This window comes from Chryseobacterium sp. (genome assembly GCF_019236175.1).
Taxonomy (GTDB): Bacteria; Bacteroidota; Bacteroidia; order Flavobacteriales; family Weeksellaceae; genus Chryseobacterium.
The window spans coordinates 32,886-45,418 of the sequence record NZ_JAFAJM010000024.1 but is presented as its reverse complement, the minus strand read 5'-3'; the positions used below and the strand labels follow the sequence as shown (position 1 = coordinate 45,418).

General features: G+C 34.6%; 14 protein-coding genes. 8 read left to right on the top strand and 6 right to left on the bottom strand.

What is annotated here, in order from left to right:
- Positions 1 to 4: 4 nt before the first annotated feature.
- Together JO178_RS20090 and JO178_RS20085 are read right to left on the bottom strand one after the other, a co-directional pair.
- Complete coding sequence (locus tag JO178_RS20090) at positions 5 to 424, bottom strand: DUF2147 domain-containing protein (RefSeq protein WP_291939836.1); 420 nt, start codon at positions 422 to 424, stop codon at positions 5 to 7.
- A 125-nt stretch (positions 425 to 549) separates the two neighbouring features.
- A complete protein-coding gene (locus JO178_RS20085) occupies positions 550 to 2,478 on the bottom strand; it encodes an alkaline phosphatase family protein (RefSeq protein WP_291939834.1) in 1,929 nt (642 codons plus the stop codon).
- 89 nt (positions 2,479 to 2,567) lie between these two features.
- Here JO178_RS20085 and JO178_RS20080 point away from each other — a divergent pair, with 89 nt between their 5' ends.
- From JO178_RS20080 to JO178_RS20060, 5 genes are all read left to right on the top strand, one after another.
- Positions 2,568 to 3,281 (top strand): CDP-alcohol phosphatidyltransferase family protein, encoded by a 714-nt coding sequence (locus tag JO178_RS20080; RefSeq protein ID WP_291939831.1) that lies wholly within the window; start codon positions 2,568 to 2,570, stop codon positions 3,279 to 3,281.
- Positions 3,282 to 3,368: 87 nt separating this feature from the next.
- Positions 3,369 to 4,133, top strand: a complete 765-nt coding sequence (locus tag JO178_RS20075) for a 3'-5' exonuclease (protein WP_291939828.1) — start codon at positions 3,369 to 3,371, stop codon at positions 4,131 to 4,133.
- Positions 4,134 to 4,556: a DUF2007 domain-containing protein gene (locus JO178_RS20070; RefSeq protein WP_291939826.1), complete on the top strand. Its 423-nt coding sequence runs from the start codon at positions 4,134 to 4,136 to the stop codon at positions 4,554 to 4,556. It abuts the gene before it with no gap.
- Between the two features lie 108 nt (positions 4,557 to 4,664).
- Positions 4,665 to 5,270 (top strand): fumarylacetoacetate hydrolase family protein, encoded by a 606-nt coding sequence (locus tag JO178_RS20065; RefSeq protein WP_291939823.1) that lies wholly within the window; start codon positions 4,665 to 4,667, stop codon positions 5,268 to 5,270.
- Between the two features lie 75 nt (positions 5,271 to 5,345).
- Entirely contained in the window at positions 5,346 to 6,524 is a 1,179-nt protein-coding gene (locus JO178_RS20060) for a glycosyltransferase family 87 protein (protein WP_291939821.1), read from the top strand.
- A 78-nt stretch (positions 6,525 to 6,602) separates the two neighbouring features.
- Here the strand turns inward: JO178_RS20060 and JO178_RS20055 are convergent, their stop codons facing one another.
- Positions 6,603 to 7,526 carry a DUF535 family protein gene (locus tag JO178_RS20055; protein WP_291939818.1) on the bottom strand — a complete coding sequence of 308 codons (924 nt, stop codon included), beginning with the start codon at positions 7,524 to 7,526 and terminating at the stop codon, positions 6,603 to 6,605.
- A gap of 367 nt (positions 7,527 to 7,893) precedes the next feature.
- Here JO178_RS20055 and JO178_RS20050 point away from each other — a divergent pair, with 367 nt between their 5' ends.
- Complete coding sequence (locus JO178_RS20050) at positions 7,894 to 8,331, top strand: universal stress protein (RefSeq protein ID WP_291939815.1); 438 nt, start codon at positions 7,894 to 7,896, stop codon at positions 8,329 to 8,331.
- 83 nt (positions 8,332 to 8,414) lie between these two features.
- On the opposite strand, the gene JO178_RS20045 is transcribed toward JO178_RS20050, so the two are convergent.
- Entirely contained in the window at positions 8,415 to 8,648 is a 234-nt protein-coding gene (locus JO178_RS20045; protein WP_002976854.1) for a hypothetical protein, read from the bottom strand.
- A gap of 42 nt (positions 8,649 to 8,690) precedes the next feature.
- Here JO178_RS20045 and JO178_RS20040 point away from each other — a divergent pair, with 42 nt between their 5' ends.
- Both JO178_RS20040 and JO178_RS20035 read left to right on the top strand, forming a co-directional pair.
- Positions 8,691 to 9,596, top strand: coding sequence for a DUF6427 family protein (locus tag JO178_RS20040; RefSeq protein ID WP_291939810.1), 906 nt, complete (start codon positions 8,691 to 8,693; stop codon positions 9,594 to 9,596).
- Between the two features lie 6 nt (positions 9,597 to 9,602).
- Positions 9,603 to 10,187, top strand: coding sequence for a DUF3109 family protein (locus tag JO178_RS20035; protein ID WP_291939807.1), 585 nt, complete (start codon positions 9,603 to 9,605; stop codon positions 10,185 to 10,187).
- 60 nt (positions 10,188 to 10,247) lie between these two features.
- On the opposite strand, the gene JO178_RS20030 is transcribed toward JO178_RS20035, so the two are convergent.
- Together JO178_RS20030 and JO178_RS20025 are read right to left on the bottom strand one after the other, a co-directional pair.
- Positions 10,248 to 10,940, bottom strand: coding sequence for a hypothetical protein (locus tag JO178_RS20030; RefSeq protein WP_291939804.1), 693 nt, complete (start codon positions 10,938 to 10,940; stop codon positions 10,248 to 10,250).
- Between the two features lie 141 nt (positions 10,941 to 11,081).
- On the bottom strand, positions 11,082 to 12,416 hold the full coding sequence (locus tag JO178_RS20025) for a trigger factor (protein WP_291939801.1): 1,335 nt from the start codon (positions 12,414 to 12,416) through the stop codon (positions 11,082 to 11,084).
- Positions 12,417 to 12,533 lie beyond the last annotated feature (117 nt).

The following is a 12,533-nucleotide window of genomic DNA, read 5'->3' as shown; positions in this document are numbered from 1 at the left end:
CGTATTAGTTTGCTTTTTCCCAAACCTGAGTTCTTCCTAACAAAGACAGTCCTAAATATCCTCTTACATTCAGCTTATCTCCACTTCTTGTAATGGTACATTTATAAGTCTTACCTGTTTTAGGATCTGTGATACTTCCTCCTGTGAATTCATCACCCTCTTTTTTCAGTCCACGGATAATTTCCATTCCTAAAATAGGTTTTCCTTTTCTGTCGTCTTTACAAACTGTACAGTTTGGATCTGCAGGTTTTATTAACAACTGGTAAACTTTTCCGTAATATTTACCATCTGATTTTTTAAATATCTCTACAATAGATTTTGCCTGTTTTGTTTCATCATCTATTGTCTTCCACTTGCCTTCTATTTGTGCAAAAGTAAGCACACCGAATAAAGAAAGCGCGAATGTTAATAATAATTTTTTCATATTTCTTATAGTTTCAATTCTGTTACAGTAGTCTTCTCTACGTATTGATAAAAATATAAATTAATTTTCAACAAACAAAAACTTTTGTTATACAAAGCATAAAGAGGTTTCCTTTTCTTTTCGTCCTAATTGAGTTTCCTGTTAATCACTTTACTCATATAATCCTGATACCAGGCTTTTGCTGTTTGTTTTCCTTTCTCTACTTCAGGCGTTTTAACTTTACCGATCAGATTGTTGTCTAAACCTAAATCATTTTTATCATATACTCCTATAATTTCCTTACCATCGAAACGATAAATATAATTCCCGATAATAAATTGTTCGGATGTTCCATCTGAATTGACTACAATAGAAGGATAAGCTTTATCGCTCACCAGACTTTTCCCCCAGCTTCTGATAGGTTTATTGTAACCGATAAGATCTGCCAGAGTAGGGTAAATATCAATCTGCTGGGCAATTTCAGGATTTTCTCCTTTGAGTTTATATTCAGGATTAGGAGAGTAAAAAATCAGTGGAACAGCGAAACGGTTCATTGCTTTTTCATATTCCGGATAATAGATCTGATTGGTATGATCTCCTGTAAAAACAAATATGGTATTGTTATACCACGGTTGTTTTTTAGCAGTTTCAAAATATTTTTTAATAGCATAATCCGTATACTGGATAGGCTCATGCATTTCTATTTTTCCTTTTTTAAATTTCCCCTGGTATTTTTCAGGAATTTTAAAAGGATGATGAGAAGACGCCGTAAAAACAGTCGTCATAAATGGTTGTTTCTTGCCTACATTTTTAGCAAAATACTGAAGAAAAGGCTCATCCCAAATAGCCCACATCCCATCAAAATCTTCATCATGATTATATTCTGTTTTTCCAAAATAATGTTTAAAACCCAGGATGTTTCCAAATCCGAGGAAACCCATAGAACCGTTTGGTGCGCCATGATAGAAAGAAGTATCATACCCTAAATCATTACAAACCGATACAATAGACTGAATTTTCTGATTAGAATACGGCGAACCTGTAAACGCATCAGTAAGACTTGGAATCCCCGCCAAAACACTGCTCATCCCATGAATAGACTGTCTCCCGTTTGCAAATGTATTGGGGAAAATAAGACTCTGACCTGCCAGACTGTCGATAAACGGAGTATAAGAAACATAGTCTTTGATATTTTTATCTTTATTAAAAGCTCCGGAATACTCACGTCCAAAAGATTCTACAATAAAAATAACAATATTAGGCCGGTTTTCTACTTTTCTGTCGTATACCTTATAAGGCTCTATATTATCTTTAATATATTGATCATCTACAAAATGAACTTCTTTAAAACTATTGGTTCCCAGTGTTCTGAAAAAAGAAAATGTACTGTTCAATACAATATTTCCCTGCAGCGGATTCGTTACAAAACGATTGGCATCTACCATATTAATCGGTCTGGTGCTGTGTTTAAAATCTCCGCGGATTCCTCCAACAACCAGAATAGCTGTAATACAAAGCGTAAGGACTGAAAGAAGAAAATACGGAAACAGGTGAGCCGGCTTTCTCTCTTCAACTTTTACTTTTTTGTAAAGAAAAACCCATATCCCCATCAGAACAATATACCAGATGAGTACAAAAGGATGCTGCCCCACCGAAATCATGAATGTTTTAGATAGATTAGACTCATGTTCCGCCACCTGCAATGCAGCAGAGGTAAGCCTTGATTGCGAAAATTTATAATAGATAAAATCTCCGAAATTCATTGAATAGGCAATACCGTTTGTGATAAAATAAACCCAGAAAAGAATTTTCTGAAACACCTTTTTGGTATTGATTACTAAAGGAATAAGACTGAGAAGTATGAATAGCGAATTTACATATAAAATCGCCGTAGTGTCGAAAGCTATACCATGATAGGCAAGCTTTAAATAATCTGATACCGAATCAATTTTGATCAGGTCTTTATTGAAATACCAGAATAAAAGCCTTGCCGTCTGGTAAAAAAAATAGGCTAAAAAAATCCTGTAAACCAATGCCAGAACTTCCTGTTTTCTAAATTCTTTAAAAAATTTCATGCAGCAAATTTACATCAAAATCACTTGATTGTATTTTTTCGTACATATTATTTTAAGATAGAATTTTTAAAAACTGTAATTTTGTGCTCATGGACTTTATAAAGAATAACCTGGCCAATGCTTTAACCCTGGCTAATTTATTTGCCGGCTGCATCGGTGCAATACATCTTATTTTGGGAGACTATCAGACTACAGCAATCTGTATTATTCTCTCTGCAATTTTTGATTTTTTCGACGGTTTTGTAGCCCGGGCATTAAAATCAAACTCTAATCTGGGACTTCAGCTTGACTCTCTTGCTGATATGGTCAGCTTTGGATTGATTCCGGGACTTACCATGTATAAGGCATTAGAACCATTTGGGAATGAGCTACTGGGACTTCATTTTCCATTTGAAATTCAATACATCGGGTTAGTGGTTACGCTATTCTCATGCCTGAGGCTGGCTATCTTTAATCTTGATGAAGAACAGCGTTATTATTTTAAAGGATTAAATACGCCTACCAACACCGTATTACTTTTCGGGTTGTATTATGCTTTCAGGGAAACAGGAAGTTTCGGCTTCCTATTTAACAGCGGACTGCTGTTGATTCTATTGAGCCTGATCACTTCATGGCTCCTTGTAAGCCCGATAAAAATGATGGCAATGAAATTCAAATCCAGGCAGTTAAAAGATAATTATCCTAAAATTGTATTGCTTGCGGGAGGAATTATTATTTTGGCAGCCTTTAAAGTAGTAGGAATTCCTATGTTGGTTATCTACTATATGCTGGTCTCATTTATTTTTCAAAAACAACTGAAATAAAATTAGGAAAAAACACTTTATATACGATGAGATTGAATATAGTCTCATTTTTGAATTAACACATTTTCAAATTATTGAATTACAGACATGAATTTAAAACTCCATAAACCGCTTTGTATTTTTGACCTGGAAACTACAGGAACTAATGTCGGAAAAGATAAAATTGTTGAAATCTGTATCCTGAAAGTAAATCCTGACGCTTCCAGAGAGAGTAAAACATGGCGTGTGAATCCAGAAATGCCCATTCCAAAAGAATGCAGTGAAATCCACGGAATTTATGATGAAGATGTAAAAGAGGCTCCTACTTTTAGAGAAATAGCTCCCAAAATTATGGAGATGCTTTCCGGAAGTGACCTGGGAGGCTTCAATTCGAACAGATTTGACGTTCCTCTTTTAGCAGAAGAACTGCTGAGGGTAGGTCTTGATTTTGATCTTAGCAAATTCCGACTGGTAGATGCTCAGACTATTTTTCATAAAAAAGAACCCAGAAATTTAGGAGCTGCCTATCAGTTTTACTGTGGAAAAACATTAGAAAATGCTCACTCTGCAGAAGCCGATGTAATGGCTACTTTCGAAGTTCTTGACGCTCAGGTAGGAAAGTACGACGATATTCCCAACGAGATTGCTCCTTTAAGTGAATTTACATTTCATAATAAAAATGCAGATCTTGCAGGATTCATCGGTTATAATGAAAAGATGGAAGAGGTTTTCAACTTCGGAAAATACAAAGGTCAGGGTGTGAAAGCTGTTTTCCAGAAAGATCTGGGATACTTCGGATGGCTTCAGAATGCTGATTTTCCATTGTATACGAAGAAGGTTTTCACAAAGATTCAACTTTCAAGTAAATTTTAAATGTCTGATCTTGTCCGTATTAAGTTTTATGAAAATGCCCTTGAAGCCAACAGGGACAAACAGATATTGGCTGAAAACGGAATCAACAGTTTTATTGCCAATGAACAGCTCATTCAGTCGGACTGGCTGCTATCACAGGCTGTAGGCGGAATTCAGCTACAGGTTTTTGAGCATGATACAGAGCAGGCGAAAAAGATTCTTCAGAACTACAAAGACAATGAGGAATATTCATTAGAGGTGGATTACACCATTGAAAATTCCGGATTTAGTTTTGTATGTCCGAAGTGTGGTTCCAATCATATTTATCAGGATGAAAAACCCGGTGGAATTTTTGGAATCAGCTGGCTGATATTAGGATTTCCTATCATGGTACCTAAAAATCAGTATCATTGCTATTATTGTGGACATGAGTTTTCTCATTAAAGCTTTACAATGAAAAAACAAATTAAAAACACCTCCAATCTGTCGTTCAAACGGGATATAATGCCCGGAAAATAAGAAAGGAGATTTAAAATTGATAAATAAAAAACTATGAAAATCATCTGCATAGGAAGAAATTATAGCGAACACGCAAAAGAACTAGGAAATGAAGTTCCTGAAAGTCCCGTTATTTTTATGAAACCGGACACTGCCGTTTTAAAAGGAAATGATTTTTACATTCCGGAATTTTCAAATGATATTCACTACGAACTGGAAGTTGTTCTAAAAATTTCAAAAGGAGGTAAATACATTCAGAAAGAATCTGCTCATAAGCATTACGAAGAAATCAGCTTAGGAATAGATTTTACAGCCAGAGATCTTCAGACCGAGTTAAAGTCCAAAGGTCTTCCGTGGGAGCTTGCCAAAGGTTTTGACGGCTCCGCCGTGGTAGGAAGCTTCTTCAAAAAAGAAAACTACAGCCTTGAAAATTTGCCTTTTTCACTTTTAAAGAATAAGGATACTGTACAGGATGGCAATACCAAAGACATGATATTCAGTTTTGATGATATTATTGCCTTCGCTTCTCAGTATTTTACATTAAGAGTAGGAGATCTTATCTTTACAGGAACTCCAAAAGGAGTAGGAAAAGTAAATGAAAATGATATGTTGGAAGCTTATCTTAAAGACGAAAAAATTCTTGATATCCGGATATTATAAAAACAGCTATAATAATTTATCTTAGCAGCAATACTAGATACATTATAAATATACGCTCCTCTCTAACGCAATTTTATGGAAAAATTTAAACGCAATTTCCTCAGTTTCATCGGCAATTATAAAATTATTTTTGCAGTCTATGTTATTATATGCGTCATCACGGCAGTAAACAACTATTACCGGGGACCACAATCTTATAATAATTATCTGCTATTCAAGTATGTTTATGTACATACTGTAGAACAGAAGAACATTTTCCTGCAGTACCCTGATTTATTTTTTGACAGTAATCATTATGGTGTTTTTTTCAGTGCCCTTATCGCTCCTTTTGCTTTATTACAGGACGGATTAGGAATGGTTGCCTGGAATATAGCCAACACATTGGTTTTTCTTTTTGCCATTTATAAGACGCCCTTTTCTGACCAGAAAAAATCTTTTTTTGCCTGGCTTTGTCTACAGGAGTTTATTACTGCTTCCCTGTATTATCAGTTCAACATTGCCTTAACAGGGCTTTTAATCTTATCTGCAGTTTATATTTACGAAAGAAAAGAAGTACAGTCTGTCACTGCAATTCTCATCGGGGTTTTTGTGAAAATCTACGGAATTGTAGGTCTTACACAGTTCTTTTTTATTAAAAATAAGACTAAATTTATTCTTTCGGGACTCGTTATTGCCGGATTATTTTTTGTTATTCCAATGATCTATTCAAGTCCGGAGTTTGTGACCCAATGCTATGCAGACTGGTTCCATTCTCTTATTGAAAAGAATAGTGAAAATCAGGTATTAGGAAATATGCAGGATATTTCATTAATGGGAGTTGTCAGAAGAATCCTGGGAGATCCATCGATTTCCAATCTGGTATTTTTAGCCTTCGGATTACCTCTTTTTGCGCTACCTTATGTAAGAATTAAGCAATATCAGCACTATGCTTTCCAGCTTATGATCCTCGCTTCCAGTTTACTATTTTTAGTATTATTCAGTTCAAGCTCGGAATCACCTACCTATATCATTGCGGTAACAGGAGTCATGATCTGGTATTTTCTTCAGAAGGAAAAAACACCATTTGTCATAGGTTTATTAATCTTTGTGATTATTTTTACCTGTTTTTCCACTTCAGACTTATTCCCGAAATTTGTGAAAAAGAATTATATTATCAAATATTCTTTAAAAGCAGTCCCTTGTATTGTGGTATGGCTGAGAGTCTGTTATGAGCTTCTTAGCAAAGATTTTGAAAAGAATTACAGTTTTAAATAAAAACGAAATTATCGAATAAAAAAAGGCAGGTTTTCAATAAGATTGAAAATCTGCCTTTTTTTACTGTAAACCAGAAAATTACTCTACTACAGATGTATTTCTGAAGTAATGCTGTAAATCGGTTTTTACCGCATCAATAAGCTCATATCTTTTTCTGTAAGCCGATCTTTTTTCCGATTTTATTTCACTCATTTCTTTTCTGGAAGTTTCTAAAGGTAATGAATACCAGTCATTCTCGGCATACTTTCCTCCTATTTCCTCCCAAAAGCCATCGTAAGAAAAACGGATAGCATGTAAAAAAGGAATATGAATAAAATGTTTTTTGTTTTGTGCCTGATATTTCCCCCCGATAGCATCAATAGACTTCATCTCAAAAACTTTACAAAATTCCTGTAAAACCTCGATCAGAAAAGCTTTAGGTCTTATTCCGTTCATAAGTTTCTGAGCTTCTTTAGTTACATATACTCCATCTACCACAGGTCTTCCCTGTAAACAGCCGATTCTGCATATCCAGCCGTTTTTCTCATCTTTTTCAAATGAAAAGGATACAGAAGCTATTTTCCCATGAAGATGATCAATCACCAGAGAAAACACCAATTCGCCTTCCTTTCTGTAGCGGTCATTGTAACCGATTTTCAGCTTTGCCGGTAAATTATTTTTAAGATTAAATTCACAGACCGTACAATCTTCATCCTGTATCACTTTTTCAATCTTATTATCATAAATAAAATCATAAGTATCACAAAGGATTTTGATTCTTCTGTTAATACAATACTGGGTGGAAAGGTAAGCTTTAAAGGGCTTTAAAAAGAGTCTGGGCCTCTTGGCTACAATTTCCTTATACCGTTCACTTTCTAAAATCGTAAACCATTTTCTGGAAGGTTCACGATTCAACAAAGACAGGAAAAAGCTTTTGTACTGCTGTTTATACCTGTATTTATCTCTTTCGTCACTGAAAGCTACTTTCGCATAATTCCATGCTTTTATATTAACTTCAAACATTTGTTAAAAATTTTAACCATAAACATTTTGATAAAAAACACACTATATTTTTATTAAAAAAAAATTAAAATTAACATCGTAAAATAAAGATTACCAGTTAATTACGCGCAAAAATATCATTTTTTTCCATCCGTTCAAAATAAAATTTCAAACTTTAAATACAGGATAAAAATTCGCAAAGAAAAACACATAACCAACTGAATAACAGTATGAAAAAAAATAATTCCTGATCCGCTCACAGGAAAGCCTGTGCAACAGGAAATAAAAATGCAGATTATTCAATAATGACCGGAAATATAATATTATAAGTATTTTAACACAGACTCTGGTATTTTTTTTATATCTTTAGGTAACAAAATGAAAGGTTATGATCAATATTGTATTACCCGTAGATTTTGGGGACAAAACAGACCAGCTGGTAGAAGGTGCCATAAAATTTGCAAAACAACTTAACGGTAGAATATACCTGATTCACGTAGCACCATCAGACATCGGTTTTGCAATTGGGGATATGGGATTTCAATATTTTCCGGAAGTGGAAGCCAATGAGATCAGAGAGGAACTGGTTCAGCTCAATAAAATTGAACAACGGATTCTTGCCCACGATATCGATTGTGAGCATCTTTTAAAACAAGGTCTTGCAAAGGATATTATCCTTGAACATGCAAAGGCAAAAAATGCAGACTATATCGTTATGGGTTCCCACGGAAGAAGTGGAATTTATGATGTATTTGTTGGAAGCTTAACAAAGGGACTTACAAAAAGTTCATCCGTTCCTGTTCTGGTACTTCCCATCCATGACTAAAAGAAATTAAATTTTAATCGTTAGTAATAAAAAAACCGATCAAATAAATTATTTGATCGGTTTTTTACTATATAACCAATTAATTAACCTTCTTTTTTGTAGATATTCGGATCATAGTAAGGATGCTTACCTTCCGTCGGAGAATAATAGTCTTTATCTTTATCGCCACCCAGTGTAACCACCAGTACATAGCACCAATACGTAAACAATACACAGCAAACGATAAATAGTATCCAGTTTAAAACATTTCCGAAAGCATCAAAGAAACCGAAAGACCATTTGAAAACTTTGCTTAAGAATAGAAAGAAAGACGTCATTATTTTCCTTTTTTAAATTAACTTTGTACAAATTTATAAAAAATGTTTAAATTACTTTCAAAAGAAAGCAATATTTTTTCAATTCCTGTTTATATTGGTTTTCTTCTTTTAGTAGTAATAATATTTAACATCCTGAATTTCAATACATACGAAGCGTTTATTGCCGGAATTACATTCCTGGGAATTGCTTTGGGATATTTTTGTTTTCATAGTGTTGCACTCAATTATCAGACCCACCTTCCGTTATTTTTATATACATTTTTTATTTTTGGGCTGTATCCGGGTAATTTAGATATCGGAATTGCAGTTTCACTGCTTACCAATTCTTTTCTGATTTTACTCTTAACGAGTGCAGACGAAGACATCAGGAAAAAATCCTATGTATTGGTAGGAGCCATAGTTGCATTGAATTTTATTTTCCTGCCGACAACCTGGCCTATGGCCGTTTTTGTGATCATCCATGTGGTCGCTACGTCTGCTAAAATAGGACTCAACCTCTTCAGATTCCTTTTGGGAATGATGCTGATCACATTCAGCTATTTTTCTGTGATGTATTTCATACAGTTTACTTCATGGAATATTGATTATTTCCCTTTTGGAAAAATGAAACCGGTAACTGATTACACGGAACTATTACCTTTAATTCCTGTAGTTCTGATGCTGATCTATGCCGTATATGATCATTTTCAAAATTATAATAAGAAAAGCCCGATAAGCAGATATAAATATACTTTTCTGCTGGTTTTTTCTCTTGCTCAGCTTGTAACAATTATTTTGTATATGAATAAGAACTATGAATACCTGCTCTTACTGGCATTTCCTTCAAGTATTATTCTAAGCAGGATGATGAGATTTTTACCTAAATACTGGATGCAGGAAACGGCATTATGGTTGATTATTATTAGTTTACTCGGTTTTAAAGCGGGTACAGTTTTTGATTTATTTTAAGAAATTATGATTCAGATAGACGATAAATTGATTTCCGAGGATATTTTTTCCGAAGAATTTGTTTGCAACCTTACCAAGTGTAAAGGTGCATGTTGTGTGGAAGGAGATGTAGGAGCTCCTTTGGATAAAGATGAGCTTGAAATTTTGGACAGTATTTTTGATAAAATAAAACCTTACCTTACTGAGGAAGGTATAAAAGCTCTGGAAGAACAGGGAACATGGACTACTGATCCACACGACGGAATGTATGTTACTCCGATGGTGGAGAATCGTGAATGTGCGTATGTTACTTTTGATGATAAAGGAATTACCAAATGCGGGATTGAAAAAGCGTATGAAGATGGTGCTGTAGACTGGCAAAAACCTATTTCCTGCCACCTTTACCCTATCAGAATTACAGAATACTCTACTTTTACTGCTTTGAACTATCATGAATGGAACGTATGCAGTGATGCCTGTACTCTTGGAAAAGAACTTCAGGTACCTGTTTATAAGTTTCTGAAAACACCATTAACAAGAAAATATGGTGTGGATTTTTATAATGTACTTAGTGAAGTTGCGGAGGAGTGGAAAAGAGAATATGATTCATAGAACTCAGTAAACAATAAAAAAAGCCGGATATTCTCCGGCTTTTTCTATATAGATGACCTCTTATTTGAAATCGGCTTCCGTTACACCGGAATTGATAGACATTTTTGTAGTCTTGATATTAATCTTCTGACCGCCGCCTTCAGCATCTACTTCAGCAGGGAATTTGATCCCATCTACGGTCATATAGCTTTTCACTATAATATTTCCGTCTCCTGACACTGTTTTGTATAAAAGTCCGGTTGCTATATCAAAATAGAATTTCCCTTTTTCTGAGGAAAGCACATTATAGTCTTTACCATCTAATTTTTCTACGGTTGCATTCTGGAAAGGAACAGAATCAAAAGCCAAGGCTTCCACCGGCTTTCCTTTTTTCAATTCGACAACTTTATCTGCCGGGATTTCAGTCTTATTTCCCATCTGATCAAAATATCCTTTCTCACCATCGAAAAGCTGAATCATTTGTTTTCCCATTAATGATTGTACCGATTTGAATTTATTTCCTAATTTCTTAGTCGTCATGGTAATTTCCATTCCCTGTACACTCAGTGTATTGTCTGTGATTGAAGTTTTCACAGCTTCGAGTTTATCTTTTCCTCCTAAAGCTTTGAAATAATTGTCTATAACTTCTTTAGGTGTTAATTTCGATTGCACAGCCTCAGTTGTTTTAACTGTGCTTACCGCTGCTTTCTTCTGAGCATTGGCCGGAATAGAAAACAGCACGGCACAGAAAAACGGAATGATTATCTTTTTCATATATGTAATAATAAGTTTAGGGGATAAATATAGGAATATTGGCGGACATACGTTATGATAGACAAATGATAATTGATAAAAGCCAGAAAATAAAAAAACCGCCAAAAACTGGCGGTTTCAAAATATTTATATCGTGTATAATTATTTTTTAAGTTCTTCTAAAAACTCGTCGTGAGAAATTTTAGTTTCTTTTTTAGTCGCTTTTTCAAGAATTACATCTTTTAGTTTAGCCATAGCAACTTCAGAAGAGATCTGTCTTACCTGCTCCTGATCTTTCAGCATTTCAACAGCATACTTCTGGATTTCTTCATCTCCTAAGTGGTGAATTCCGTAGATAGCCAATTGATTTTTAACCAACTGCTCAGCCTGTGCCAATACGTCAGCATAATCTAATTGGATTTCGTTATCCGTCATTAATTTACCTTCAATAATCTGGTATCTTAACTGGCTTTTCTCAGCTTCAAGGATTTCTTTAGCCTGAGCTTCAGACTGGATGTTCTGATTAGAGAATAATAACCACTTCACTAGGAAAGTTTCAGGAAGTTTTACTTCTTCCTTCTCTGTTACCTGCTCTAATACTTTATTCACAAAGTGAACATCTGCATTCTGCTGGAAGTACTCGTCTAATTCAGTTTTTACTTTTTCTTTAAGTTCATCCTCAGATTTGATATTTCCTTCACCGTATACTTTGTCGAATAATTCTTCGTTAAGTTCAGCTAAGTCTAATGAATAGAAATCTTTTACTTTTACTTCTACTTCATTGTGGTGCAGGTGCTCTACTTCTTCTTTGCTGAATCCTAATTCTTTAGCTAATTCTTCGTCACCAGCAAGAGTTTCTTTAGATACTTTTACAGCCTCATCCATTTTCAAAGCTTTTACCAATTTGAAAGCTTCTTTATTTTCAGCTGTAATGGTAACGTTCTTTGGGTGGTGGTGGTGCTCTCCTTCAGCATCTTCTTCCACAACCTGAGAAACTTCTAAAGCGATGTAAGAATCCTTAGTGATTTTATCTTGAGGAACCTGCTCAGCGAAACGCTTCTGCATGTTTTCAATACTCTTGTTGATTTCTTTTTCAGAAGCCTCTACTTTATAGTGAGGAGCCTCATATTTAGCTAAATCGATAGTGAATGCAGGCTCATATCCTACTTCAAAAGCAACTTCAACCTGATCAGCATTGTAATTTAATTCATTTACTGGCTGAGGAACTGGCTGACCAACTAATCTTAATTTGTTTTCATTAACATAGTTGTTCAAAGCATCAGAAACCTGTCTGTTGATTTCTTCAAATGCAATACCTGCTTCATATTGTTTTTTAACCATACTTAAAGGCACTTTCCCTTTTCTGAATCCAGGAACTTGCGCATTTTTAGCATAATTAATCAATTGCTTTTCTACTTTTTCTTTGTAGTCAGATTTCTCCAATGTTACTGTAAGCAATGCACTTACGTCATCATGGTTTTGTGCGGTAACCTTCATTATTGATTAAAATTTTAGGTTGCAAAAATATGAATTTTTTATGAAAATAACTCATTTCAAATAAATTCTTAGTCTTCAAATATTTATAATTAAAAAAACCACCGAAAGATCGGTGGC

Bases quoted from the DNA above. Each gene is read 5' to 3' on its own strand.
- JO178_RS20090 (WP_291939836.1), bottom strand. From the start codon at position 424: ATGAAAAAATTATTATTAACATTCGCGCTTTCTTTATTCGGTGTGCTT.
- JO178_RS20085 (WP_291939834.1), bottom strand. From the start codon at position 2,478: ATGAAATTTTTTAAAGAATTTAGAAAACAGGAAGTTCTGGCATTGGTT.
- JO178_RS20080 (WP_291939831.1), top strand. From the start codon at position 2,568: ATGGACTTTATAAAGAATAACCTGGCCAATGCTTTAACCCTGGCTAAT.
- JO178_RS20075 (WP_291939828.1), top strand. From the start codon at position 3,369: ATGAATTTAAAACTCCATAAACCGCTTTGTATTTTTGACCTGGAAACT.
- JO178_RS20070 (WP_291939826.1), top strand. From the start codon at position 4,134: ATGTCTGATCTTGTCCGTATTAAGTTTTATGAAAATGCCCTTGAAGCC.
- JO178_RS20065 (WP_291939823.1), top strand. From the start codon at position 4,665: ATGAAAATCATCTGCATAGGAAGAAATTATAGCGAACACGCAAAAGAA.
- JO178_RS20060 (WP_291939821.1), top strand. From the start codon at position 5,346: ATGGAAAAATTTAAACGCAATTTCCTCAGTTTCATCGGCAATTATAAA.
- JO178_RS20055 (WP_291939818.1), bottom strand. From the start codon at position 7,526: ATGTTTGAAGTTAATATAAAAGCATGGAATTATGCGAAAGTAGCTTTC.
- JO178_RS20050 (WP_291939815.1), top strand. From the start codon at position 7,894: ATGATCAATATTGTATTACCCGTAGATTTTGGGGACAAAACAGACCAG.
- JO178_RS20045 (WP_002976854.1), bottom strand. From the start codon at position 8,648: ATGACGTCTTTCTTTCTATTCTTAAGCAAAGTTTTCAAATGGTCTTTC.
- JO178_RS20040 (WP_291939810.1), top strand. From the start codon at position 8,691: ATGTTTAAATTACTTTCAAAAGAAAGCAATATTTTTTCAATTCCTGTT.
- JO178_RS20035 (WP_291939807.1), top strand. From the start codon at position 9,603: ATGATTCAGATAGACGATAAATTGATTTCCGAGGATATTTTTTCCGAA.
- JO178_RS20030 (WP_291939804.1), bottom strand. From the start codon at position 10,940: ATGAAAAAGATAATCATTCCGTTTTTCTGTGCCGTGCTGTTTTCTATT.
- JO178_RS20025 (WP_291939801.1), bottom strand. From the start codon at position 12,416: ATGAAGGTTACCGCACAAAACCATGATGACGTAAGTGCATTGCTTACA.